Source organism: Aminobacter sp. Y103A, assembly GCF_030294925.1.
In the GTDB taxonomy this organism is placed as follows: domain Bacteria; phylum Pseudomonadota; class Alphaproteobacteria; order Rhizobiales; family Rhizobiaceae; genus Aminobacter; species Aminobacter ciceronei.
In genome coordinates this window covers 638,825-662,714 of record NZ_AP017986.1, presented here as the reverse complement: position 1 = coordinate 662,714, position 23,890 = coordinate 638,825, and the positions used below count along the sequence as shown (strand labels likewise).

General features: G+C 64.9%; 21 protein-coding genes. 6 read left to right on the top strand and 15 right to left on the bottom strand.

Annotation, left to right across the window (positions count from 1 at the left end; genetic code table 11):
- Positions 1 to 329: 329 nt before the first annotated feature.
- Complete coding sequence (gene gyrB / locus Amn_RS03150; protein ID WP_182573546.1) at positions 330 to 2,777, top strand: DNA topoisomerase (ATP-hydrolyzing) subunit B; 2,448 nt, start codon at positions 330 to 332, stop codon at positions 2,775 to 2,777.
- A 165-nt stretch (positions 2,778 to 2,942) separates the two neighbouring features.
- Positions 2,943 to 3,578 (top strand): Pr6Pr family membrane protein, encoded by a 636-nt coding sequence (locus Amn_RS03145; protein WP_286294536.1) that lies wholly within the window; start codon positions 2,943 to 2,945, stop codon positions 3,576 to 3,578.
- 67 nt (positions 3,579 to 3,645) lie between these two features.
- On the opposite strand, the gene Amn_RS03140 is transcribed toward Amn_RS03145, so the two are convergent.
- The 11 genes from Amn_RS03140 to ubiE all read right to left on the bottom strand — a co-directional run bounded on the left by Amn_RS03140 (position 3,646) and on the right by ubiE (position 16,571).
- Positions 3,646 to 4,338, bottom strand: a complete 693-nt coding sequence (locus Amn_RS03140; protein ID WP_067954596.1) for a response regulator transcription factor — start codon at positions 4,336 to 4,338, stop codon at positions 3,646 to 3,648.
- Positions 4,335 to 7,073 (bottom strand): DUF4118 domain-containing protein, encoded by a 2,739-nt coding sequence (locus tag Amn_RS03135; protein ID WP_286294533.1) that lies wholly within the window; start codon positions 7,071 to 7,073, stop codon positions 4,335 to 4,337. Before Amn_RS03135 ends, Amn_RS03140 begins: the two co-directional genes overlap by 4 nt.
- A 56-nt stretch (positions 7,074 to 7,129) precedes the next feature.
- Entirely contained in the window at positions 7,130 to 7,699 is a 570-nt protein-coding gene (kdpC, locus tag Amn_RS03130) for a potassium-transporting ATPase subunit KdpC (RefSeq protein WP_067954600.1), read from the bottom strand.
- Positions 7,700 to 7,711: 12 nt separating this feature from the next.
- Complete coding sequence (kdpB, locus tag Amn_RS03125) at positions 7,712 to 9,784, bottom strand: potassium-transporting ATPase subunit KdpB (protein WP_067954602.1); 2,073 nt, start codon at positions 9,782 to 9,784, stop codon at positions 7,712 to 7,714.
- A gap of 37 nt (positions 9,785 to 9,821) precedes the next feature.
- Entirely contained in the window at positions 9,822 to 11,525 is a 1,704-nt protein-coding gene (gene kdpA / locus Amn_RS03120) for a potassium-transporting ATPase subunit KdpA (protein ID WP_154384688.1), read from the bottom strand.
- Positions 11,526 to 11,556: 31 nt separating this feature from the next.
- Positions 11,557 to 11,646, bottom strand: a complete 90-nt coding sequence (gene kdpF, locus Amn_RS03115; protein WP_067954606.1) for a K(+)-transporting ATPase subunit F — start codon at positions 11,644 to 11,646, stop codon at positions 11,557 to 11,559.
- Between the two features lie 369 nt (positions 11,647 to 12,015).
- A complete protein-coding gene (gene gstA / locus Amn_RS03110; protein WP_182573551.1) occupies positions 12,016 to 12,621 on the bottom strand; it encodes a glutathione transferase GstA in 606 nt (201 codons plus the stop codon).
- 126 nt (positions 12,622 to 12,747) lie between these two features.
- A complete protein-coding gene (gene coaBC, locus Amn_RS03105; protein ID WP_286294530.1) occupies positions 12,748 to 13,965 on the bottom strand; it encodes a bifunctional phosphopantothenoylcysteine decarboxylase/phosphopantothenate--cysteine ligase CoaBC in 1,218 nt (405 codons plus the stop codon).
- 9 nt (positions 13,966 to 13,974) lie between these two features.
- Positions 13,975 to 14,199, bottom strand: coding sequence for a type II toxin-antitoxin system VapC family toxin (locus Amn_RS03100; protein WP_154384685.1), 225 nt, complete (start codon positions 14,197 to 14,199; stop codon positions 13,975 to 13,977).
- A gap of 7 nt (positions 14,200 to 14,206) precedes the next feature.
- Positions 14,207 to 15,781 (bottom strand): 2-polyprenylphenol 6-hydroxylase, encoded by a 1,575-nt coding sequence (gene ubiB, locus Amn_RS03095; RefSeq protein WP_067954614.1) that lies wholly within the window; start codon positions 15,779 to 15,781, stop codon positions 14,207 to 14,209.
- A gap of 13 nt (positions 15,782 to 15,794) precedes the next feature.
- A complete protein-coding gene (gene ubiE / locus Amn_RS03090) occupies positions 15,795 to 16,571 on the bottom strand; it encodes a bifunctional demethylmenaquinone methyltransferase/2-methoxy-6-polyprenyl-1,4-benzoquinol methylase UbiE (protein WP_067965765.1) in 777 nt (258 codons plus the stop codon).
- Between the two features lie 110 nt (positions 16,572 to 16,681).
- Between ubiE and Amn_RS03085 the strand changes: the two genes are divergently transcribed.
- The 3 genes from Amn_RS03085 (at position 16,682) to Amn_RS03075 (ending at position 19,028) form a co-directional block, all read left to right on the top strand.
- On the top strand, positions 16,682 to 17,656 hold the full coding sequence (locus tag Amn_RS03085) for an adenosine deaminase (RefSeq protein WP_067954616.1): 975 nt from the start codon (positions 16,682 to 16,684) through the stop codon (positions 17,654 to 17,656).
- Between the two features lie 102 nt (positions 17,657 to 17,758).
- Positions 17,759 to 18,385 carry a uracil phosphoribosyltransferase gene (upp, locus tag Amn_RS03080; protein ID WP_067954623.1) on the top strand — a complete coding sequence of 209 codons (627 nt, stop codon included), beginning with the start codon at positions 17,759 to 17,761 and terminating at the stop codon, positions 18,383 to 18,385.
- 100 nt (positions 18,386 to 18,485) lie between these two features.
- Positions 18,486 to 19,028 carry a TIGR02281 family clan AA aspartic protease gene (locus tag Amn_RS03075; RefSeq protein ID WP_286294529.1) on the top strand — a complete coding sequence of 181 codons (543 nt, stop codon included), beginning with the start codon at positions 18,486 to 18,488 and terminating at the stop codon, positions 19,026 to 19,028.
- Positions 19,029 to 19,031: 3 nt separating this feature from the next.
- Here the strand turns inward: Amn_RS03075 and Amn_RS03070 are convergent, their stop codons facing one another.
- Positions 19,032 to 19,988: an AraC family transcriptional regulator gene (locus tag Amn_RS03070; RefSeq protein WP_067954635.1), complete on the bottom strand. Its 957-nt coding sequence runs from the start codon at positions 19,986 to 19,988 to the stop codon at positions 19,032 to 19,034.
- A 75-nt stretch (positions 19,989 to 20,063) separates the two neighbouring features.
- Here Amn_RS03070 and Amn_RS03065 point away from each other — a divergent pair, with 75 nt between their 5' ends.
- Positions 20,064 to 21,278 (top strand): MFS transporter, encoded by a 1,215-nt coding sequence (locus Amn_RS03065; protein WP_286294528.1) that lies wholly within the window; start codon positions 20,064 to 20,066, stop codon positions 21,276 to 21,278.
- Between the two features lie 33 nt (positions 21,279 to 21,311).
- On the opposite strand, the gene deoA is transcribed toward Amn_RS03065, so the two are convergent.
- From deoA to cdd, 3 genes are all read right to left on the bottom strand, one after another.
- Positions 21,312 to 22,631, bottom strand: coding sequence for a thymidine phosphorylase (gene deoA, locus Amn_RS03060; protein WP_286294527.1), 1,320 nt, complete (start codon positions 22,629 to 22,631; stop codon positions 21,312 to 21,314).
- Positions 22,632 to 22,694: 63 nt separating this feature from the next.
- A complete protein-coding gene (locus Amn_RS03055) occupies positions 22,695 to 23,501 on the bottom strand; it encodes a purine-nucleoside phosphorylase (RefSeq protein WP_182573558.1) in 807 nt (268 codons plus the stop codon).
- Complete coding sequence (gene cdd, locus Amn_RS03050; protein WP_067954651.1) at positions 23,498 to 23,890, bottom strand: cytidine deaminase; 393 nt, start codon at positions 23,888 to 23,890, stop codon at positions 23,498 to 23,500. The genes Amn_RS03055 and cdd overlap by 4 nt, the downstream gene beginning before the upstream one ends.

Below are 23,890 nucleotides of genomic sequence, written 5' to 3'. Positions count from 1 at the left end.
CAGTTTGCCAACAATCGGCGGCGTCCACGGCTGCATCGCCAACATGCCGCCGTCGATCGGCTTCCGGTGGCAGTGTGTCGGCATTTGGCTCACGTAAACTACGGCCTGTACTCGTTTTCGGGACGCGCTGCAGGCAGCGCAGATGGGCCGAACCATCAAGCCGGAGGACGAGGCGCCGCAAGGCCACGCGGCATGGCGTTATCCCCTCGCAAAAGCCCGGTAAAACTTGGAAAAACCACACTTAACGCCTATATCTGGGGCACCAACGGGCGTGCGATTCGGGGCCGATTTTGCCGCGTCCTCCTGCGGCAGTCAGACGAAAGTTTTTCATGAGCGACCAGTCCGAGAACCTTCCCGGCGCAGAAGCCGAGTACGGCGCAGATTCCATCAAGGTTTTGAAGGGGTTGGATGCCGTCCGCAAGCGCCCTGGCATGTATATCGGCGACACTGACGACGGCTCGGGCCTGCACCACATGGTCTATGAGGTCGTCGACAACGCGATCGACGAGGCGCTGGCAGGCCATGCCACGCTGGTGACGGTGTCACTCAATCCCGATGGATCGGTGACCGTGACCGACAACGGCCGCGGCATTCCGACCGATATCCACCCTTCGGAAGGCGTTTCCGCCGCCGAGGTGATCATGACGCAGCTGCATGCTGGCGGTAAGTTCGACCAGAACTCCTACAAGGTGTCGGGCGGCCTGCACGGCGTCGGCGTGTCCGTCGTCAACGCATTGTCGGTGTGGCTGAAGCTCAGAATCCGCCGCAAGGGCGAAATCCACGAGATGACCTTCAGCCACGGCAATGCCGTGGCGCCGCTGAAGGTGGTGGGACAGGCCGGCGACGAGACCGGCACGGAAGTGACCTTCCTGCCCTCGTCCGACACCTTCACCATGGTGGATTTCGACTACAGCACGCTGGAGCATCGCCTGCGCGAGCTGGCCTTCCTGAATTCGGGCGTGCGCATCGTCTTGTCCGACAAGCGCCATGCCGACGTGAAGGTGCAGGAGCTGCTCTATGACGGCGGCCTGATCGAATTCGTGAAGTATCTCGACCGCGCCAAGAAGCCGCTGATCGCGGCACCGATCGCCATCCGTGCCGAGCGCGACGGCATCACGGTCGAAGTGGCGATGTGGTGGAACGACAGCTACCACGAGAACGTGCTGGCCTTCACCAACAACATCCCGCAGCGCGACGGCGGCACACACCTTGCCGGCTTCCGCGGTGCCCTGACGCGCCAGGTGACCGGCTATGCCGAAACCTCGGGCATTTCGAAGAAGGAAAAGGTCTCGATCACCGCAGACGACACCCGCGAGGGCCTGACGGCGGTGCTTTCGGTCAAGGTTCCCGATCCGAAGTTTTCGTCGCAGACCAAGGACAAGCTGGTGTCCTCCGAGGTTCGTCCGGTGGTGGAGAGCCTGGTCAACGAAGCACTCGGCACCTGGCTCGAGGAGCACCCGACCGAAGCCAAGACGCTGATCGCCAAGGTGGTTGAGGCCGCTGCGGCGCGCGAAGCAGCGCGCAAGGCGCGGGAGCTGACCCGCCGCAAGGGCGTGCTCGACATCACCTCGCTGCCCGGCAAGCTGGCCGACTGCCAGGAGCGCGATCCAGCCAAGTCCGAAATCTTCATCGTCGAGGGTGACTCGGCAGGCGGCTCCGCCAAGAGCGGCCGCTCGCGCCAGAACCAGGCGATCCTGCCGCTGCGCGGCAAGATCCTGAACGTCGAGCGTGCGCGCTTCGACCGTATGCTGTCATCTGACATGATCGGCACGCTGATCACCGCGCTCGGCACCTCGATCGGCAAGGACGAGTTCAACGCCGACAAGCTGCGCTACCACAAGATCATCATCATGACCGACGCCGACGTCGACGGCGCCCATATCCGTACGCTTTTGCTGACGTTCTTCTTCCGCCAGATGCCGGAGCTGATCGAGCGCGGCCACCTCTATATCGCCCAGCCGCCGCTCTACAAGGTGACGCGCGGCAAGAGCTCGCAGTATCTGAAGGACGAAAGCGCCTTTGAGGATTACCTTGTCGATGTCGGTCTCGACGAGGCGTCGCTGACGCTTGCATCGGGCGAGGTGCGGACCGGTCAGGATCTGCGTACGGCCGTGGCCGACGCGCTTGGCGTGCGCACGCTGATCGACGGCCTGCATACGCGTTATTCCAGGCCGGTGGTCGAGCAGGCGGCGATCGCCGGCGCGCTCAACCCCGACATCTTCAACGATCTCGGCCGCGCCAAGGCAATGGCCGAAACAATCGCCCAGCGCCTCGACCTGATCTCGGAAGACATCGAGCGCGGCTGGACGGGCGAGATCGCGACCAGCAATGACGGTTCGGGCGGCTATGTCTTCGAACGCACGCTGCGCAGCGTCAAGGAAAGCATCCACCTCGACATGGCGCTGATCAACTCGGCCGACGCGCGCGCGCTTGACCGTTATGCTGCACGCCTTACCGAGCTTTATTCGCAGCCGCCGGTGCTGCGCCGCAAGGACAATTCGGAGACCCTGGCAGGGCCGCTGGCGCTGCTGACCGCCGTCTTCGCCTCGGGCCGCAAGGGCCTGACCATGCAGCGCTACAAGGGCCTGGGCGAAATGAACGCCGAGCAGCTGTGGGAGACGACACTCGACCCGAACGTGCGCTCGCTGCTGCAGGTCAAGGTCAATGACGCCACCGATGCCGACGCGCTGTTTGCCCGCCTGATGGGCGACGAGGTCGAGCCGCGCCGCGACTTCATTCAGGAGAACGCCCTCAGCGTGGCCAATCTGGACGTCTGATCGCGGCGTTTTCTGAGTTTGATGTTTCGCCCCCTTCATTGAGCGGAGGGGGCGATTTTCGTTGGCAGGGAGATGCTGCGATGGCCGGAACCGTTTCCGGTACATTGCGCTGATGGCGCGTTGATGTAGCTTGGCGGCGGAAATCAGCCTTGCAGGAAAGCTCCATTGCCCCTCCGCCGCGGCCTCGCCTTCGTCACGGCTCTCGCTGCCTGGGCCGCCCTCGCCCTGCAGCTCACGCTGCTGATTACCCAGGCCGTCAATGACGGCGGGTCGATCCTTGCTGCGGTTTGGCGGTTCTTCGGCTTCTTCACGATCATCATGAACTTGATGGCGGCGGTGGTGGCGACGGCGCTGGTGCTTGATCCGGGCGGGCGGTTCGCCGGGGCGCGCTCACGGCTGGTGACGGCGGCGGCGATCGTGTTCGGCGGGCTTGTCTATTCGGTGTTGCTCAGGGCGATCTGGCAGCCGACCGGCTGGCAGGCCGTTGCCGACCATGCGCTGCATGACGTAACACCGGTACTGTTTTTCCTGATCTGGCTCGTCTGGGATCATGGCGGGCTCAAATGGCGGGATGCGCTATGGGCGGTGGTGCCGCCGCTGGCCTATTGCGGCTATGCCTTTGCCAGGGGTGCCGCCGATGGCTGGTACGCCTATTGGTTCCTCAACCCGGAAGCGCTTAACCTCACGCAGCTTACGGCCAGCATCGTATTGCTGACCGCGGCCTTCCTGATCATCGCCGTCACGCTCGTCAGCATCGACCGCCTGCTGGGCGGCCGCAGGGGCGTGGCAAGGGCGGCTTAGGTCCTGCCCTTGCTTCAAGACGCGGGCGCGTTCAAGCAACCCTCGAGGCGAAACCCAACGTCTGCGGTCAATCAGGTTCGCGCAGTCTGTAGCCGACGCCGGTTTCTGTGGTGATGTATTGCGGCTCGTCGGGGGTCTTTTCGATCTTCTGGCGGAGCTGGCGGACATAGACGCGGAGATATTGCACGTCGGCCGAGCCGCCCCAGATATGCTCGAGCAAGAAACGGTGGGTGAGCACCTTTCCGGCGTGCTGCACCAGAACGCGCAGGATGTCGTATTCCTTGGGCGACAGCTTCACCTCCTGGCTGCCAAGCCTGACGATGCGCTTGACCAGGTCGACCGACAGCTCGCCTGTCTGGAACACCGGCTTTTCACCCTGCTGCTGCAGCCTATGGCGAAGGGCGTTGCGGATGCGGGCGGCAAGTTCGTTCATGCCGAATGGCTTGGTCACGTAGTCGTCGGCACCCAGTTCGAGCGCCTTGACGATACCGGCCTCGTCGGTGCGGCTGGACAGGATGATCACAGGCACGTGAAGGCCCTCGCGCCGCCAGGCAGCGAGCAGATCGTGCCCGCCCATGTCGGGCAGGCCGAGATCGAGCAGGATGAGATCCGGCTTCTCGGCCCTGACCATGAGCATCGCCGGCTTGGCGGCCGGTGCTTCGGAGATGGCATAGCCCTGCGTCGAAAGCCCGACCCGCAGCAGCTTGCGGATCGGCGGCTCGTCATCGACGATCAGGATCTTCACCGACGCGTTGGTCATGCAATTCCGTCCAGATTTGATCCGCCCAGGGCAGGCCCGGTGATATTTTGTCGCTCGGCCGGCACCGGCATGGTGACGGTGAAGACCGCGCCGGGCCGGTCGGCGCGGTTGGAGGCTATGATTGTGCCGCCCATCGCCTCGACGAAACCACGACAGATCGACAGGCCAAGGCCGGTGCCGGCGCGGACATGGTCGCCCTTGCGGACGCGATAGAACGTATCGAAAACGCGCTCCAGATCAGCCTGCGGAATTCCGGGCCCCTCGTCCATGAGCTGGATCGCAACCGTCGCACCGTCGGCCCAGCCGCGGATGCGGATCGTCGAGCCTTCGGGCGCATATTTCGCGGCATTGTCGAGCAGGTTGAACAGCACCTGCTCGAACAGCACCGGATCGAGCTTCAGCATCGGCAGATCGGCCGGCATGTCGAGTTCGGTCTTGTGCTGCACGGTGATCTTGGCCGCGCGGCGAAGTGCGGAGCCGACGATATCACCGACATAATGCAGCGCCGAATTGGGCTCCATCGCGCCCGACTCGATCTTGGTCATGTCGAGCAGATTGGCGATGAAGCGGTTGAGGCGTTCGGATTCGTCGAGCACCGTCGAGACGAGCTCCGCCCTGCCCTCCTCGGGCAAAGACACACCAAACTCGCGCAGCGCACCGGCCGCGCCCATGATACTGGCGAGCGGGGTTTTGAGGTCGTGCGAGATCGAGGTGAGCAGCGCCGAACGCAGCCTGTCAGCCTCGACGGCAAGCCTGGCGCGGTCAACATCGGCGACGAGCTGGATGCGCTCGATGGCAACCGCCGCCTGGTCGGCCAGCGCATCGAACAGGCGCTGCTGTTCGGGAGTCAAAAGCGGGCCCTGGCGATCGTTGTCGAGACCGACGACGCCGACAGCCATGCGACCGGTGCGCAGCGGCAGATAGAGGCGCTTGGCGCCGGGCAAGGTGTCGGCGCCACGGCCGGCGGCACGGTTGTGTTCCCAGGCCCATCTGGCAGCGGCGATGTCGGCGTCGACGAGCGTGTCGTCGGGCGGATAGCCGGCCTTGACGGCGATGGTGCCCTCCTCGGGCAGCAGCAGCACGACGCGGACCTTGAGCATCGACGCAATCTGGAAGGCGGTGGCCCAGAGCACGTCGTCGAGCGTGCCGGTGCCGGCGAGCTTCTTGGAGAAGAGATAGAGGTCCTCGGTCATCCGGGCGCGCTCGCGGGCGGCGGCGGCCTGGCGCTGGACACGGCCGGTCAGGTTGGAGGCGATGACCGCGACGATGAGGAAGAACACCAGCGCGACCACGCTTTCAGGATCGGCGATGGTCAGCGTGTAGAGCGGCGGCAAAAAGAAGAAGTTATAGGCGAACGCGCTGAGCACCGAGGCAAACAATGCCGGCCAAAGGCCGAGCGTGACCGCCGAGCTCAGCACGGCCATCAGGAAGACCAGTGCGATGTTGCGAACGTCGAGGAATTGCCGCAGCGCAATGCCGACGACAAGCGCGCCGACAACGTGCAGTCCCGCCGTGAGGTAAGGCCATGGGTCGAAGCGCCGCCGTGGAGTGGCCGTCTTCACGCTCTGCGAAGCAAGTGCCGCGTCCGGCTCGACGCCAGACGTAACGTGAACGCTTATGTTGCCAGCATAGCGGATCAGGTCGTGGGTTACCGAGCCCTCGAAATACTCGCGCCAGCGCGACTTAGCCGGCTTGCCGACGACGATGTGGGTGAAGTTGTGGGTGGCGGCATGGCGGACGATGTCTGCAGCTACCGACTGGCCGGGAATGGTGATCGCCTCGCCGCCAAGCTGCTCGGCAAGGCGCATCGTCGCGGCGAGCCGGTCCTTGTCGGCGTCGGGCAGATTGGCCGAGCGCGACGTCTCGACATGGAGTGCCGCCCATGGGCAACGCAGGCGGTCGGCCTGGCGGCGCGCATAACGAACCAGCGAGGCGCCGCGCGGATGCTCGTCAACGGCAACCAGCACGCGATCGCCGGCTGCCCACGGCCCCTCAATGGCGTTGGCCTGCATGTGGGTCAGCAACTGCTCGTCGACGCGCTGGGCGGTGCGGCGCAGTGCCAGTTCGCGCAGAGCGGTCAGGTTGCCGGGCGAAAAATAGTTCTCGATGGCGCGGCGCGCCGTGGACGGTACATAGACCTTGCCCTCGTGCAGGCGCTTGATCAGGTCGTCGGGCGTGAGATCGATGATCTCGACATCGTCAGCGCGATCGATGATGGAGTCAGGTACCGTCTCGCGCACGGTGACGCGGGTGATCTGGGCGACGATGTCGTTAAGGCTCTCGACATGCTGGATGTTGAGCGTGGTGTAGACATCGATGCCCTGGCTCAACAGCTCCTGGACGTCGAGATAACGCTTGGGATGGCGGCTGCCGGGCGCATTGGTGTGGGCGAGTTCATCGACAAGTGCGAGCGCCGGCCGGCGCGCGATGATGGCATCGAGGTCCATCTCTTCGAGGGTACGCCCCTTGTAGTCGACTGCCTTGCGCGGGACGACCTCGAAGCCTTCGACCAGTGCCTGGGTTTCGCGGCGGCCGTGGGTCTCGACGACGCCGATGACAACGTCAATGCCGTCGGCAAGGCGGGCGCGGCCCGACATCAGCATCTCGTAAGTCTTGCCAACGCCGGGGGCGGCACCGAGGAAGATCTTCAGACGGCCGCGTTCTTCACGCTCGGCTGTCTCAAGCAGCGCGTCCGGCGAAGGCCTGGATTCCTTGTCCCTGATATCGTCTGGCATCTGTCTTTTTGCAGTCTGGCGTGCCGGAGTTCTGCTGGAACTCCGGCACAACCTTGTCAGGGCGCAACCGCTGCGTCGAGCGCCAAATTGAGCTTGAGGACGTTCACAACCGGTTCGCCCATGAAGCCGAGCGCTCGGGCTTCGACATGGCCGTCGACGAGCTTGCGGATGACCGCCTCATCGGCACCTCGGGCCTTGGCCACACGTGCCACCTGGAAATAGGCGGCTTCAGGCGACAGGTGCGGATCAAGACCGCTGCCAGAGGCGGTGACCAGTTCCACCGGCACTGGTGCGCCAGGATCGCTCTGCTTCAGCGCCTCCGCCTCGGCCTTGATGCGGTCGATGAGCTTGGCGCTTGTCGGGCCGAGGTTGGAGCCCGAGGAAGCGGCGGCATTGTAGCCGTCGCCGGCGGCAGAGGGGCGACCATGGAAGTACTGCTCGCCGGCGAAAGCCTGGCCGATCAGCTCGGAGCCGATGATCTTGCCGTCCTTCTCGATCAGGCTGCCATTGGCCTGTCTGGGGAACAGCACCTGGGCGATGCCGGTCATGCCAAGCGGATAGGCAAGGCCGGTGATGACGGTGAGCGCGACGATCATGACGAGCGCAGGTCTGAGTTGCTTCAACATGATGGATGTCCTTTACACGAGGCCGATGGCGTTGATTGCCATGTCGATGGCCTTGATGCCGATGAAGGGCACGATGATGCCGCCGAGGCCGTAGACGAGCAGGTTGCGGCGGAGCAGTGCGCCGGCGCCGATCGGCCGGTACTTGACGCCCTTCAGCGACAGCGGAATCAGCGCGACGATGATCAGGGCGTTGAAGATGATCGCCGACAGGATGGCGCTCTGCGGTGTCGACAAGCCCATGATGTTGAGCGCGCCGAGCTGGGGATAGAAGGCCAGGAACATCGCCGGGATGATGGCGAAGTATTTGGCGATGTCGTTGGCGATGGAAAAGGTCGTCAGCGCGCCGCGGGTCATCAGCAGCTGCTTGCCGATCTCGACGATCTCGATGAGTTTGGTCGGATCGCTGTCGAGGTCGACCATGTTGCCGGCCTCGCGGGCGGCGACCGTGCCGGTGTTCATCGCCACGCCGACGTCGGCCTGGGCGAGGGCCGGGGCGTCGTTGGTGCCGTCGCCGCACATGGCCACCAGCTTGCCCTTGGCCTGTTCCTCGCGGATCAGGCTGAGCTTGTTCTCAGGTGTCGCCTGGGCGAGGAAGTCGTCGACGCCGGCTTCGGCAGCGATGGCGGCGGCCGTCATCGGGTTGTCGCCTGTTATCATGACGGTGCGGATGCCCATCCGGCGCAGCTCGGTGAAGCGTTCCTTGATGCCGCCCTTGACGATATCCTTGAGGTAGATGACGCCGAGAAGGCGGGCATCGCGGACAACCGCGAGCGGGGTGCCACCGAGCTTGCCGATTTCGTCGGAGATGGCCTGGATGCCACGCACGGCTTCGGCATCGACCCGTGCGCCCGAGGCCGAGGCGGCGCCCGACTTGACATGGTTGAGCACCGAGTCGACGGCGCCTTTGCGGATGGAAGAGCCGTCGAAATCGACGCCGCTCATCCGGCTCTGAGCAGTGAAGGGCACGAAATGGGCATGCAGCGAGCCCATGTCGCGGGCACGGATGCCATAGCGTTCCTTGGCGAGCACGACGATCGAGCGGCCTTCCGGCGTTTCGTCGGCGAGCGAGGCAAGCTGGGCCGCGTCGGCGAGCTCCTGCTCGGTTACACCCTTGACCGGACGGAACTCTGTGGCCTGGCGGTTGCCGAGGGTGATGGTGCCGGTCTTGTCGAGCAAAAGCGTGTCGACGTCGCCGGCGGCCTCGACGGCGCGGCCCGACATGGCGAGCACGTTGAAGCGCACTAGACGGTCCATGCCGGCAATGCCGATGGCCGACAGCAACGCGCCGATGGTGGTCGGGATCAGCGTCACGAACAGCGCGACAAGCACGATGACCGGAATGTAGCCGCCGGCATAGGTAGCGAAGCTCGGGATGGTGGCGACGGCGAGCACGAAGATCAGCGTCATGCCGGCAAGCAGGATGTTGAGCGCAATTTCGTTCGGCGTCTTCTGGCGCTCGGCGCCCTCGACCAGCGAGATCATGCGGTCGAGGAAGGTCGAGCCGGCGGCCGCCGTGATACGCACGCGGATCCAGTCCGACAGCACCTGGGTGCCGCCTGTCACGGCCGAACGGTCGCCACCGGATTCACGAATGACGGGCGCGGACTCGCCTGTTATCGCGGCTTCGTTGACCGAAGCGACACCTTCGATGATTTCGCCATCGGAGGGGATGATGTCGCCGGCCTCGACCAGGACGACCTGGCCGACCTTCAAGCTGGTGCCCGGCACCATCTTGTAGGCGGTGCGGCTTTCGCCCTCGAGCAGCTTGGCCTGGGTTTCGGTGCGCGCCTTGCGCAGCGAGTCTGCCTGGGCCTTGCCGCGGCCTTCGGCGACAGCCTCGGCGAAGTTGGCGAACAGCACGGTGAACCAGAGCCACAGGATGATCTGGAACGAGAAGCCGAGCCCGCCCGCACCCGTGACCAGGTCCTTGATGAACAGCACTGATGTCAGCGCCGTGACCACGGCGACGACGAACATGACAGGGTTCTTGGCCAGGCTGCGTGGGTCGAGCTTCCTGAACGCGTCGCCTATGGCGGGAAGGATGATGCGAGCGTCGAGCAGGCTCGCAGATTTGTGGGCACTCATGTGAGAGACTCCAGTCGTTTGGTTTTGCGGCGCTGCATCAGAACGTCTGGCCGACGATCATGGCGAGGTGCTCGACGATCGGGCCGACGGCGAGCGCCGGGAAGAAGGTCAGGCCGCCGACAATCAGAATGACGCCGGCAAGCAGGCCGACGAACAGCGGGCTGTCGGTGGGGAAGGTGCCAGCGGAAGCGGGAACCGTCTTCTTGGTGACCAGCGAACCGGCGATGGCGAGTGCCGGTATGATGACCAGGAAGCGGCCCATCAGCATGGCGAGACCAATTGTTATGTTGTACCAGGGCGTGTTGCCGGTGAGACCGCCGAAGGCCGAGCCGTTGTTGGCCGCGCCCGAGGTGTAGGCGTAGAGGATCTCGGAGAAGCCGTGCGGACCCGGCGTGCCGACTGAAGCCACGGCACTCGGCAACAGCACGGCGATGGCCGTGAAGCCGAGCATGGCGAGCGGCAGGCACAGGATGGCAAGCACGGCCATCTTGATTTCCTTGGCCTCGATCTTCTTGCCGAGATATTCCGGCGTGCGGCCGACCATCAGGCCGGCGACGAAGATGGCAATGACGACGAACATCAGGATACCGTAGAAGCCGGCGCCGACGCCGCCGACGATGACCTCGCCGAGTTCCATGTTGATCAGCGGGATCATGCCGCCGAGGGCTGTGAACGAGCCGTGCATGGCGTTGACCGCACCGCAGGAGGCAGCCGTAGTGATGACGGCGAAGAGCGACGACAGGACGATGCCGAAGCGGGCTTCCTTGCCTTCCATGTTGCCGCCGTCGATGCCCAGCGCGTGCACCAGCGGGTTGCCGGCAGCCTCGGCCCAGTAGGTGATGGCGACGCCGGCGACAAACAGGATGCCCATGGTGGCGAAGATCGCCCAGCCCTGGCGCTGGTTGCCGACCATGCGTCCGAAAACGTTGGTGAGTGCAGCACCCAGCGCGAAGATCGAGACCATCTGGATAAAGTTGGAGATAGCGTTAGGGTTTTCGAACGGATGTGCGGAGTTGGCGTTGAAGAAGCCGCCGCCATTGGTGCCGAGCATCTTGATGGCGAGCTGCGAGGCGACTGGTCCCACAGCGATGGTCTGCTGAGCTCCCTCGACGGTGGTGGCAGCGATGTAGGAACCGACCGTCTGCGGCACGCCGAGCCAGACATAAGCGAGCGTGAGCACGATGCAGAGCGGCAAAAGCACGTAGAGCGTGGTGCGCGTCAGATCGACCCAGAAGTTGCCGATCGACTTGCCCGAGGCGCGGGCGAAACCGCGGATCAGCGCCATACCGATGGCGATGCCGGTGGCGGCCGAGACGAAGTTCTGCACCGTCAGGCCGGCCATTTGCACGAGATAGGACATCGTGCTTTCGCCGCCGTAGTTCTGCCAGTTGGTGTTGGTCATGAAGCTGACGGCAGTGTTGAAGGCGAGCTCGGGCGGCACAGCACCCATGGCTGCCGGGTTGAAGGGCAGCGCGCCCTGGAACCTCTGCATCGCATAAAGCAGCAGGAAGCCGGCGATGTTGAAAGACAGCATGGCGGCGGCATAGCCAGTCCAGTGCTGGTCCTCGCGCTCGCTGGTGCCGGCAAGCCGGTAGAGCACGCGCTCAACCGGGCCGAGCAGCGGCGACAAGAACGTGCGCTCGCCAGTAAAGACGCGGGTCATGTAGCCGCCGAGCGGCTTCACGAGCAGAATGATGACCGCGCAGAATGCGGCGATCTGTATCCAGCCATTGATGGTCATTTGAGAAGCTTTCCGTGCGAGCGCTGAGCGGTCAGAACCGTTCGGGGCGGATGAGCGCGTAGGTCAGATAGGCAAGCAGGAACACGGTCACTGCGCCGCCGAGGATGTATTCGAGCAACATTTGGCGTTCCTTCAGAGGATGTCGCAGGCTTTGACGTAGGCGAAGCACAAGGCGAAGAAGACCACGCCTATGGCGAGAACGAAGATGTCCATCTTCGAAAACTCCTGTTCCGTTGAAACCTTAAGCCGAGGGCGTAAGGACCATCCCCACGCGCCAAACGACGGCGTCAGGCATGCTGACGACGTTGGCCGGGTCTGGATTTCGCAAAGGAATATGGCTCCGAACCACATTAAGGTTCGAGAGAGCGGGGCGGACAAAGAAATAGGAATGCCATAAAGAAAACGACCCCAAGGCGTGAGCCTCGAGGCCGTCAATAATCAAGTCGGCAATTGCCGGTTCAACAGCGGCGGCAGTTGCTGGAGCCGGAGATCAGGCCAGGCCTTCGGCGCGCAGGGCCTTCTGCACGGCCGGGCGGGCAGCCACGGTGCCGAGATAGCGCTGGATGTTGGCAAAGGAAGACAGATCGATGCCGACATGCTTGGCCCAGCCGAGGATCGTCCAGAGATAGGCGTCAGCCGCAGTGAAGGCATCGCCCATCAGATAGGCGCGGCCGTCGAGCTTGCCGTCGACATAGGCCAGGCGCCTGGCGAGCAGCTCGCGGTTGATCTCCTTGGTGGCCTCGGGCGTGTTGGGCTTGAAGAAGGCGCCGAAGACCTTGTGCAGTTCGGTGGCGACGAAGGCCAGCCACTGCTGAACACGGTAGCGCGCCATGTCGCCGGCCTTGGGCATCAGGCCGCTCTCGGGCTTCTGGTCAGCGAGGTACTGCACCAGGACGGAGGATTCGGTCATCAGCTCGCCATCGCCGAGCACCAGCGCCGGCACATAGCCGTTGGGATTGGTGGCAAGGAAGTCCTGCTGGGTTTCAGTGGTCTTGGTCTTGCCGTCGACCTTGACGAGTTCGAGGTCGATGCCGACTTCGTTGGCGACGATGTGCGGGGCCAGCGAACAGGCGCCGGGCATGTAGAAAAGCTTCATGTCTTGGAGAACTCCGGATGGTGGTCGGCCCTCACCTCGCATGCGCGTGCGGGGTGGCCAAGCATCCATCCGGTGAACACTCTGTTGCAGCCGGCGCAGACCCGGCAGCGAAAAGATCGCCGGGGCTCAGACCGTGACTGTCCCGAGCCTTTCGGCGATCAGTTGGGCGAGCCGCTCGGCGACCTCTTCCTTGGGCAAATCAGGCCATTCGTCGACGCCCGCCTTGCTCACGATCTTCACCCGGTTGCGGTCGCCACCCATGACGCCGCCTTCGTGGCTGACATCGTTGGCGACGATGAAGTCGGCGCCCTTCCTGGCCAGCTTGGCCTGGGCATTTTTGAGAACGTCCTGGGTCTCGGCAGCGAAACCTATGACCAGATAGGGACGCTTGGCGTGGTGGCCGACGCCGGCGAGAATGTCGGGGTTCTCGACCATCTGCAGCGCCGGCGGCCCCTCGCCCGCCACCTTCTTGATCTTCTCATCGGCAGAGGCGGCTGTGCGCCAGTCGGCGACGGCGGCGACAAAGATGGCGGCATCGGCCGGTAGCAGTTGTTCGACCGCATCGAGCATCTCGCGCGCGCTTTCGACATGCACCGTCTTCACACCGGCAGGATCTGGAATGGTCACCGGGCCGGAGACGAGGCGCACATCGGCGCCGAGCCGGGCGAGCGAGGCGGCGAGCGCATGACCCTGCTTGCCCGACGAGCGGTTGGCGATGTAGCGCACGGGATCGATGGGCTCGTGCGTCGGGCCTGAGGTGATGATGATCTTGCGGCCCGACAGCGGCTTCGGCCTGATGTCGAGCAGTTCCTCGACCGCTCCGACGATCTGCAAAGGCTCGGCCATGCGGCCCTCGCCTGCCTCGTTGCTTTCGGCCATCTCGCCTTTCATCGGGCCGATGAAATGGATGCCGTCCTTTTCCAGCGTGGCGCGGTTGCGGCGCGTCGCCGGATTCGACCACATGCGCGGGTTCATGGCCGGCGCAAACAGCACCTTCTTGTCGGCGGCAAGCAGCACGGCAGAGGCGAGGTCGGAGGCATGGCCGTTGGCGAGCTTGGCCATCAGGTCGGCGGTGGCCGGGGCAACGACGATCAGGTCGGCCTCGCGCGCCAGCCTGATGTGGCCGACATCCTGCTCGTCCTGGCGGTCGAAGAGATCGGTGAAGACGTGGTCGGCGGTGAGTGCGCCAACCGACAGAGGCGTGATGAACTCCTGGGCGGCAGAGGTCATGACCGCCCGGACGGATGCGCCGCGCTCGCGCAACCGACGGATCAGGTCGAGCGACTTGTAGGCCGCGATGCCGCCGCCGATGATAAGCAGGATGCGCTTGCCGGAAAGGAACATGCTTGGCCCTCAAGCCGGCTTCAGCGCCGGCACGATGTCGGTATGGATGAAATCATCGCCCTTGAAAAGCGGCGGCACGTTCCGGGTTTTGGCGAGCAGCTGAGTACAGCAGTCGCCGAAGTTGAGATTGACCGCATGGCTCGAACCCTTCCCGAAGCGGCGATGCGCGTCTGACGCAAAAGTAGCGCCGACGGGGGGCGCATTCAATGCCGGCACTGCCAGCAATGCCGGCATTGTCCGATCAGAGCAGTTGCCAGGCGATGTAGACCAGCGTCAGCGCAATGACCCACAGCGCAATGCGACCGGAGCGGGTGTGGCGCGCTTCGGCCTTGCCGATGGCGCGCGCCGTCGCCTCGTCGAAGCGCAGGCCGTTTTCGGCCATGGCGTCGATCTCGCGCGACAGCCTTTCGGCGCGGGCGGAGAGGTCGGGGGCTTGGCGGGCCAGCGACAGAAGCGCGCCAAGACCGTCACGGGCATCGATCATCAGGCCGCGCGGGCCGAGATTTCCAGCGATCCAGTTGCCGACCACGGGTTCGGCCGTCTTCCACATGTTGAAGGCCGGGTCCAACGTGCGGGCAACACCCTCGACGACGACCATGGTCTTCTGCAGCAGCACCAGTTCGGGCCGCGTCTCCATATCGAACAGCTCGGTGACCTCGAACAAAAGGGTCAAGAGCTTGGCCATCGAGATGGTTTCGGCCGGCTGGCCGTGGATCGGCTCGCCGATGGCGCGGATCGCCTGGGCGAAGGCCGCGACATTGTGGTGGCGCGGCACATAGCCGGCCTCGAAATGCACTTCGGCGACACGCATGTAGTTGCGGGTGATGAAGCCGTAGAGGATCTCGGCAAGGAAGCGCTGCTCCTTCTTGCCGAGACGGCCGGAGATGCCGAGATCGACGGCAACGATGTCGCCATTGGCGTCGACGAACATGTTGCCGGGGTGCATGTCGGCATGGAAGAAGCCGTCGCGCAGCGTATGCCGCAGGAACGACTGTACCAGCGTCGCGGCGATCGCCTTGAGGTCGAAGCCTGCGGCGCGCAGCCCTTCGATGTCGTTGAGCTTGACGCCGTCGATCCACTCCATGGTGAGCACGTCGCGGCCGGTGCGCTCCCAGTCGACAGACGGCACGCGGAAGCCGGGATCATCCCTGGTGTTTTCGCCAAGTTCGGAATAGGCCGCCGCCTCAAGGCGGAAGTCCATCTCGATCTTGGTTGTCTGGGCCATCGTCTCGGTGATCTCGACCGGACGCAGGCGGCGGCTCGACGGAACGAAACGCTCCTGCAGCCGGGCTGCCAGGAAGTAGCTTTCGAGATCCTGGAAGAAGCGGCGGCGCACGCCGGGGCGGATGACCTTGACGGCGACCTTGCGCGGGCCTTCCGGCGTCGCAACTTCGGCCGGGTGGACCTGGGCGATGGACGCGGCGGCAATCGGCGCGCCGATGCTGAGATAGAGATCGGAGACCTTGCGGCCGAGAGAACCTTCGATCGCCTCGACGGCTTCCGACATCGGGAAGGTCGCCATGCTGTCCTGGAGCAACGCCAGGTCGAGCGCGATGTCGTCGCCGACGACGTCAGGGCGGGTCGCCAGGAACTGGCCGAGCTTGACGTAGGACGGACCAAGGCGGGCGACCGCCTTGGCAAGGCGATCGCTGCGCACGCTCTTGCGGGCGCGGCGCCGGGTCAGCAGGCGCGCCACCTGCCAGCCGATCTTCGGCAGGCCCTCGAGCTGGTCGCCGGGCAACGCCGCGACCACGCCTTCACGCACAAGCACCCAGCCCGCACGCGCGAGCCGGAACGACGCTCCGAGACTGCTCATCGCGCGCCGTCCGTCAAAGCTTCCAGCCCGAGTGCAGCGCTGCGATGCCGCCGGTGTAGTTGCGGAAGGTGACGCGGTCGAAGCCGGCGCGGGTGATCATCGCGGCAAAGTTCTGCTGGTTGGGGAACTTGCGGATCGATTCGACGAGATAGGCGTAGGGCTCGCCGTCGCCTGTCACGGCCTGGCCGATGCGCGGAATGGCATTGAACGACCAGGCTTCGTAGATCTTGTCGAGCAAGGGCATCTCGACCTCGGAGAATTCGAGGACCAAAAGGCGCCCGCCCGGCTTCAGCACGCGCCAGGCTTCCGACAGCGCCACATCGATGCGCGGCACGTTGCGGATGCCGAAAGCGATGGTGTAGGCGTCGAAGGTCTCGTCGGCGAAGGGCAGTTCCTCGGCGTTTGCCTCGACGAAATCCGTCTTGTCGGCAAGGCCGCGCTTTTCGGCGCGCTCGCGGCCGACGCCAAGCATCGAGCCGTTGATGTCGAGCACGGTGGCATGCGCGTTGCCATGCGAGGCGTCGACGATGCGGAAGGCGATGTCACCGGTGCCGCCGGCAACGTCGAGCACCTTCCAACCCGGACGCCTGGGCGGGTTGAGCCAGGCAACCATTGCGTCTTTCCAGATACGGTGCAGGCCGCCCGACATCAGGTCGTTCATCACGTCATAGCGGTCGGCGACCTTGTGGAAGACCTCGTTGACCAGGCCCTGCTTGTCGCCAGCTCCGACATTGCGGAAACCGTAGGAGGTTTCCATGCCGCCGACAGCCGTCGTCCGTTGTTCTGACATTTTGTTGTCCAATCAAATCCGGCGGGACCATAGCCGATCACACCAGCGGGCGCTATTGTTTGAGGCGCGGTTTTAGGCCGCGCCCGCGCCGACAACACAAGGAACAAGGAATGCCTTTGAAAGCCGAGCTGCACTGCCACATAGAAGGTGCGGCGGCACCCGAACTCGTCGTCCGCCAGGCGCAGAAATACGGCAAGGACGTCTCACCCTTCATCCAGAACGGCTCCTTCGTCTGGAACGACTTCACCTCGTTCCTTGCGGCCTACGACTTCGCCGCCGACCTTTTCCGCACCGAAGAGGACTACGCCCGGCTTTCAGAACACTACCTGACCAGCCTCGCCCGTGACGGCGCGATCTATTCGGAAGTGTTCACTTCGCCCGACCATGCCATCAAAGCCGGGCTGTCGCCCAAGGCCTATACCGACGCGCTCGGCGAAGGCATGCTGCGGGCCAAGGCCAAGACTGGCATCGAGGGCCGGATGATCGTTACCGGCGTGCGCCATGTTGGTGTCGAATCGATCGAGGCGGCGGCACGCTTTGCCGCCAGGTGCAACCATCCACTGGTGACCGGCTTCGGCGTCGCCGGCGACGAGCGTATGGGCGAGTTCGAGGATTATGTGCGCGCCTTCGAGATCGCCCGCGAGGCCGGCCTCGGCATCACCATCCATGCCGGCGAACTGCTGGGCTGGGAGAGCGTGGCGCAGGCGCTCGACCACATCAAGCCATCGCGCATCGGCCATGGCGTACGCGCCATCGAAAACCCCGATCTGGTCAAACGCATCGCCGACGAAGGCATCGTGCTGGAAGTCTGCCCGGGGTCGAACATCGCGCTCAAGGTGTTCGACAGCTTTGCCGACCACCCCTTCCCCAAGTTCCGGGCGGCTGGTTGCAAGGTGACGCTGAGCTCCGACGATCCGCCCTATTTCTGGACCAGCCTGAAGCGCGAATATGACATTGCCACTGAGCATTTCGGCATGGACGACAAGGCGCTGATGGCGACGACCCGCACGGCGATCGAGGCCGCTTTCGTCGACAGGAAGACCAAAGCAGCACTTCTTGCCCGTCTCGACGGCCATAAACGCTGAATTTGGCCGACAAAACTGTGGTTCAAGGCTGGCGCGACATTGGTCGGCGGCGCGCCAGCCGATAGAATGGCCTGAATTACCCGAGTTTCAGGAGCGTAAGCCATGACCGTGACCGTCGTCGACCATCCGCTTGTGCAGCACAAGCTGACCATCATGCGCGACAAGGAAACCTCGACGGCCGGCTTTCGGCGGCTGCTGCGCGAGATCTCCCTGCTGCTCGGCTACGAGGTGACGCGCGACCTCGAACTGACCACCAAGATGATCGAAACGCCGATCGAGACGATGGAGGCGCCGACGCTCGAAGGCAAGAAGCTGGTGTTCGCCTCGGTGCTGCGCGCCGGCAATGGCCTGCTCGAAGGCCTGCTCGACCTGGTGCCGGCAGCCCGCGTCGCCCATGTCGGGCTTTATCGCGACCACGAGACGCTGGAGGCGGTGGAGTATTTCTTCAAGGCGCCAAGCGACCTCGGCGACCGCCTGGTGATCGTCGTCGACCCGATGCTGGCCACCGCCAATTCCGCGATCGCGGCGATCGACAAGCTGAAGGGCCGCGGCGCCACCAACCTGCGCTTCCTGTGCCTGCTGGCCTCGCCCGAAGGCATCGAGCGCTTCACCAAGGCGCACCCGGATGTTCCGGTGTTCACCGCCTCGATCGACCGCGAGCTCAACGAGCGGGGCTACATCATCCCCGGCCTCGGCGACGCCGGCGACCGTATGTACGGCACCAAATAGGCCTTAACCCACGGTTTACCGCCTTTGACATCGGGATGGCTGCGTTAAAGCCACGATCACCTTGTCCGGACTATCGTGACGCCTCAAATCAGGGCGTCACATGCTGCGTAAGCTCATCATATTCGGTGTCTGTGCCGGCGCATCCGCGTCGGTGCCCATGCTGTGGGACAAGGACGGTGAGAAGTTCAAGGCTTTGACCGAGATGGCGACGGGCACCATTACGCCGGCGCCCAAGCCCGTCGAAGCCAGTGCTGCGACTGCCTCCACCGCCGGACGCAGCGTCAAGATCGACGCCGACATGCGCGGCCATTTCACGGCAAGCTTCAAGATCAACGGTCGCTCGGTCGACGCAATGGTCGACACCGGGGCGACGCTGGTGACGATCAACGTTTCGACCGCGCGCAAGGCCGGGGTGAAAGTCGCGCCGGGGGATTTCACCCAGCAGGTCAACACGGCAAATGGTGCTGCGCGCGCAGCGCTTTCGCGCATCGACAGGCTGCAGATCGGCCGGATCAGCGTCGACGAGGTGCCGGTGGTGGTGCTCGAGGACAAGGCCCTCGACGGCACGCTGATCGGAATGAGCTTCCTGTCGCGACTCAAGAAGTACCAGGTCGAAAATGGCGCGCTGCTTCTGGTGCAGTGAGCCTCAGGCCGCGGTTTGCTGATCCGCAGTCCTGAAGTGGCCGGGCGGATGGCCGATAACGCGCTTGAAGGCGCGGCTGAAGGCAGCTTCCGAATCGTAGCCCAGCCGTGACGCCACGACCGAGATGCGCAGGCGGTCGCGGACCAGCCACTGCCGCGCCTGGTGCATCCTGACCTGAGTGACGTAGCGCGCCGGCGTTTCGCCGACGATCGCCGCGAAGCGGTCGGCGAAGCCGGAGCGCGATGCGCCCATCATCCGAGCCAGCGCCTCGACCGTCCAGTTGTGGCTCGGTTCGAGATGGATCGCGGCCAGCACCTTGCCGATCTTGGGATCCCTGACCGCGGCGATCCAGCCGCTGGAATCGCCGCAGCCGCGCTCGACCCATGAACGAATGATGATGGCGGCGAGCACGTCGGCGAGCCGGGCGACGATGCCGGCGGAACCGACGCGCTCGAGCTTGACCTCGCGGGCCATGGTTTCGAGCATGTGAGTGATACCGGGGTCATGCGCCTCGAGTTCGGTCGTGCGCATGACGTCAGGCATCATGCCGAGCAGCGGGTGCAGGCCGTCGAGGTTGAAATACATGCTGCCGCAGAACAGCAGCGTGCCCGGCCGGCAGCCCTCGGTCGAAAGACAGAAGACCTTCTCGCAGATCTGCTTGATCTCGTAGCCATTGATCGGCGACGATTTTGCGCCTGGCTCGCTGGCGATCACATGGGCCACGCCGCGCGGCAGGAGCACGGCGTCGCCGCAGCGAAGCTCGACCCATTCGCCCGAGGGTTGGCGCAGCCAGCACGCCTTCTGTCCGACGAAGTAGAAGCGTGCCGTTGCCTGGGCCGGGAATTCGATGTTCCACGGCTCCTTCAGTTCCCAGCGGCCATATTCGACGCCTTCGAGGCGCAACCCCCTGAGGATATCGGTCAGCGGGTCGGCGGCAAGTTTGGACGAACGATCATTCATACTGGCGTTTCTAGCATGGAAACGCCAAATCGTCACCCCCATGTTGCACCGCACTGCAATCGGAGAGCCTCCCAAATGAACGATATCGCAACCGCAACGCTGGGCGGCATTCCGATCCAGAAAGCGAAGGCCGAGGAGCGCGCGGAACCCCTGTGGGGCGCCGTTCTGTCGTTGTCGCTCGGCGTGTTCGGCCTTGTGACGGCGGAATTCCTGCCGGCCAGCCTGCTGACGCCGCTGGCGCAGGATCTCGGCATCACCGAAGGCACCGCCGGACAAGCGGTGACGGCGACTGCCGTCGTCGCCGCGATCGCCGCGCCGACAATGGCGATCGCGACAAGGAAGATCGACCGACGGCATGTGATGATCGGATTGTCGCTGTTGCTGGTCGTGTCGAGCCTGCTCGCGGCAACCGCCTGGTCACTGCCGTCGCTTTTGTTCGCGCGTGTGCTCCTGGGCGTGGCACTCGGCGGCTTCTGGTCGATGTCGGCGGCCATCGCGATGCGGCTGGTGCCCAGCGAGGTGCTGCCGCGCGCCATGTCGATCATCCTGACCGGCGTTTCGGTGGCGACCGTCTGCGCCGCCCCCGTGGGCGCCTATGTCGGCGACGCCTGGGGTTGGCGCAGCGCCTTCATCATCGCTGCCGGCGTCGGTCTGGTCACGCTGATCGTGCAGTTCGCCACGCTGCCCAAGCTTCCGCCCATCAGCATCGCCAGCTTCGGTGCCCTGCGTGACGTCTCCCGCAACCCGATGATCCGCGTCGGGCTGCTGCTGGTCATCCTGACCGCGTCCGGCCATTTCGCCGGCTTCACCTATTTCCGAGCCTTCCTCGAGCAGGTGCCGGCACTCGGCATCGAGACCATATCGCTGGTGCTGCTGGCCTTCGGCATTGGCGGCTTCTTCGGCAATCTCGCCGGCGGTTTCATGGCCGAACGCAGCCTGCGGTCGGCGGTGACGTTGGCTCCGTTGCTCATCGCCATCTCGGCGCTGGCGCTGCTGTTGGCGGGTTCGTCGGCCGGGATCGCGGGCGTCGCCATCGCCGCGTGGGGCTTTGCCTTCGGCGCGGTGCCGGTGGGCGTGCAGACCTGGATGGTACGCGCAGCGCCCGACCAGGCTGAAAGTGCCGGCGGCCTGATGGTCGCGACCTTCCAGGTGGCGATCGCGCTGGGTGCGGTGTTCGGCGGCGTGCTGGTCGACACTGCAGGCGTCAACAGTGCCTTCATCTACAGCGGTGCCGCGACCCTGCTGGCTGCAATCGCCGTTGCCTGCTTCGGCAGGAAGCACGCAAGCTGACCTCAAGGGATGTGACTTGCGCCGCGTGGTTTTCTAGCTGCGCGGCGCAATGCGTCTGGCGACCACCTTCGCCGCCACTGGCCTGGCTTCATCCAGCGTGTAGCAGGCAAGCACCGAAGCGGCAGCCGTCTCCGCTGCAAGCGGGCTGCGGGCATGGATGCGGGCGAGCGCCTCACCGGCCCTCACTTCGGCACCGACAGGAAGCAGCCCGGTAATGCCGACGGCATGGTCGACCTTGTCCTCGGGCCGGGTGCGGCCGCCGCCCAGGGCGACGACCGCAAGGCCGATGTCACGGGTTGCGATTGCCGAGACGAAGCCGCCGCGCGGGGCTTTCACCACCAGTTCCACATCTGCCTTGGGCAGATATTTGGCCGCGTTCGTCACGAAATCCACGGGGCCGCCGAGCACAAAAACCATGCGGCCGAAGATGTCGGCGGCGGTGCCGTCTTCGAGCGCCGTGCGTGCCTGCTGAAGCCCCTCGCGCTGCGAGCTCGCCCGGCCGGCTGACAGCAGCATGTCGGCGGCGAGCGCCAGCGTGACCTCTTCGAGGCGCGGGTCGCGGAAGCGGCCGGTGAGGAAATCGACGGCGTTCCGGACCTCGACCGCGTTGCCGGCGGCGGAGGCCAGCGGCTCGTTCATGCCGGTGATTAGGGCTGTGGTCCTGAGACCCGCGCCATTGGCGACCTCGACGAGGCTGGTGGCCAGTGCCGAGGCGTCGCGCGCGCTTTCCATGAAGGCGCCGTTACCGATCTTGACGTCGAGCACCAGCGAGCCGAGGCCGGCAGCAAGCTTCTTGGACAGGATCGAAGCGGTGATGAGCGGCACCGATTCGACCGTCGCGGTGACGTCGCGAATGCTGTAGAAACGCTTGTCGGCAGGCGCGAGGTCTGATGTCTGGCCGATGATGGCGCAGCCGGCTTCGCGCACCGCGCGCCGGAACAGCGCAAGGTCGGGCTGGCTGGCGTAGCCCGTGATGGAATCCATCTTGTCGAGCGTGCCGCCGGTGTGGCCGAGGCCGCGGCCCGAAATCATCGGCACATAGGCGCCGCAGGCGGCAACGATGGGCGCCAGCATGAGCGAGACATTGTCGCCGACGCCGCCGGTGGAGTGCTTGTCGGTGGCGGGACCCGGCAGGTCGGACCAGTCCAGCACATCGCCGGAATCACGCATGGCCGTGGTCAGCGCCACCGCCTCGTCGCGACTCATGCCGTTGAAGAAGACGGCCATGCCGAAAGCCGCGATCTGGCCTTCCGAGACGGCGCCAGAGGTGATGCCGCCAACGAAGGCGGCGATTTCGGCCGGGGCGAGAGCCTTGCCGTCGCGCTTGCGGCGGATGATTTCCTGCGGGAGCATCAGATGGCGCTCGCGGCCGGCGAAGCTTGGCGCTCGGCGTTCTCCGCGGTCTCCGCCCTGCCCTCAGCCATCGATCGGGCCCTTCTCGAACATCTTGCGCAGGACGGTGGCGAGGCGGCCGCCGCCGATGGGGGCCATGTCCTTGGTTTCGCGATGCGACAGCTCGGCCCCGGTCATGCCGGCGGCGAGGTTGGTGATGACCGAGCAGGCGAGCACCTTGAGGCCGAGGAAGCGGGCGATGATCGCTTCGGGCACCGTCGACATGCCGACCGCATTGGCGCCGAACATGCGGGCCATGCGAATCTCGGCCGGCGTCTCGAAGGACGGGCCGGAGAACCACATGTAGACGCCCTTGTGCAGGTCGATGCTTGCTGCCGCGGCGGCGGTCTCGAACGCCTTGCGCAGACCGGCATCATAGGCCTCGGTCATGCCGACGAAGCGGCGGTCGGTCGGCTCGCCGAACAGCGGATTGGCGCCGGCGAAATTGATGTGGTCCTCGATCAGCATGATCGAGCCGGGCAGCATGCCGGGGTCGACGGAGCCGGCGGCATTGGTCAGCACGAGCTGGGTGACACCGATGCCGGCGAGCGTCTCGAGCGCCGGACGCATGACCGAGGCATCGCCATGCTCGTAATAATGCGCGCGGCCGGCCATCATGATGACCGGCTGGCCACCGAACAGGCCGGCAACGAGCTCTCCGGCATGGCCGGTCACGCCGCTTCGGGGGAAACCGGGCAAGGCGGCGTAAGGGATGCGGATGGCGTCTTCGACCTCGTCGACGAGGCCGCCAAGGCCGGAACCCAGCACCATGGCGGTCGCCGGCGCAAGACCGTCGAGCTGCTCGACGAGACGATCGACGGCTTCCTTCATTTCAGGATCTCCCCCTGGAACCCGTAGGGCAGCATCTGGCCCATGGTGACAGTTTCGACGATGCCGGCATCGTCGCAGAGATAGAGTTTGGTGTCCGGACTGGTGAATTCGGCCAGGCGCTGGCGGCAGCCGCCGCAGGGTGTGATGCGGGCCATGCGCTCGGCAACGACGGCGATCTCGGTGATCTTGCCGCCGCCGCCCATGATGTAGTGGCCAAGTGCGGTGGTCTCGGCGCACCAGCCCTCGGGATAGGACGCAACCTCGATGTTGGCGCCGGCAAAGATGCGTCCATCTTCGGTGCGCAGTGCCGCGCCAACCGGAAACTTCGAATAGGGCGCATAAGCCTTGGCCATGGCGGCGGTCGCCGCCTGGAACAGATCGTGGGACAA

Excerpts from the sequence above, each read along its gene's own strand:
- gyrB (WP_182573546.1), top strand. The coding sequence starts at position 330 with ATGAGCGACCAGTCCGAGAACCTTCCCGGCGCAGAAGCCGAGTACGGC.
- Amn_RS03140 (WP_067954596.1), bottom strand. The coding sequence starts at position 4,338 with ATGACCAACGCGTCGGTGAAGATCCTGATCGTCGATGACGAGCCGCCG.
- Amn_RS03135 (WP_286294533.1), bottom strand. The coding sequence starts at position 7,073 with ATGCCAGACGATATCAGGGACAAGGAATCCAGGCCTTCGCCGGACGCG.
- kdpC (WP_067954600.1), bottom strand. The coding sequence starts at position 7,699 with ATGTTGAAGCAACTCAGACCTGCGCTCGTCATGATCGTCGCGCTCACC.
- kdpB (WP_067954602.1), bottom strand. The coding sequence starts at position 9,784 with ATGAGTGCCCACAAATCTGCGAGCCTGCTCGACGCTCGCATCATCCTT.
- kdpA (WP_154384688.1), bottom strand. The coding sequence starts at position 11,525 with ATGACCATCAATGGCTGGATACAGATCGCCGCATTCTGCGCGGTCATC.
- kdpF (WP_067954606.1), bottom strand. The coding sequence starts at position 11,646 with ATGTTGCTCGAATACATCCTCGGCGGCGCAGTGACCGTGTTCCTGCTT.
- gstA (WP_182573551.1), bottom strand. The coding sequence starts at position 12,621 with ATGAAGCTTTTCTACATGCCCGGCGCCTGTTCGCTGGCCCCGCACATC.
- coaBC (WP_286294530.1), bottom strand. The coding sequence starts at position 13,965 with ATGTTCCTTTCCGGCAAGCGCATCCTGCTTATCATCGGCGGCGGCATC.
- Amn_RS03100 (WP_154384685.1), bottom strand. The coding sequence starts at position 14,199 with ATGCCGGCATTGCTGGCAGTGCCGGCATTGAATGCGCCCCCCGTCGGC.
- ubiB (WP_067954614.1), bottom strand. The coding sequence starts at position 15,781 with ATGAGCAGTCTCGGAGCGTCGTTCCGGCTCGCGCGTGCGGGCTGGGTG.
- ubiE (WP_067965765.1), bottom strand. The coding sequence starts at position 16,571 with ATGTCAGAACAACGGACGACGGCTGTCGGCGGCATGGAAACCTCCTAC.
- Amn_RS03085 (WP_067954616.1), top strand. The coding sequence starts at position 16,682 with ATGCCTTTGAAAGCCGAGCTGCACTGCCACATAGAAGGTGCGGCGGCA.
- upp (WP_067954623.1), top strand. The coding sequence starts at position 17,759 with ATGACCGTGACCGTCGTCGACCATCCGCTTGTGCAGCACAAGCTGACC.
- Amn_RS03075 (WP_286294529.1), top strand. The coding sequence starts at position 18,486 with ATGCTGCGTAAGCTCATCATATTCGGTGTCTGTGCCGGCGCATCCGCG.
- Amn_RS03070 (WP_067954635.1), bottom strand. The coding sequence starts at position 19,988 with ATGAATGATCGTTCGTCCAAACTTGCCGCCGACCCGCTGACCGATATC.
- Amn_RS03065 (WP_286294528.1), top strand. The coding sequence starts at position 20,064 with ATGAACGATATCGCAACCGCAACGCTGGGCGGCATTCCGATCCAGAAA.
- deoA (WP_286294527.1), bottom strand. The coding sequence starts at position 22,631 with ATGCTCCCGCAGGAAATCATCCGCCGCAAGCGCGACGGCAAGGCTCTC.
- Amn_RS03055 (WP_182573558.1), bottom strand. The coding sequence starts at position 23,501 with ATGAAGGAAGCCGTCGATCGTCTCGTCGAGCAGCTCGACGGTCTTGCG.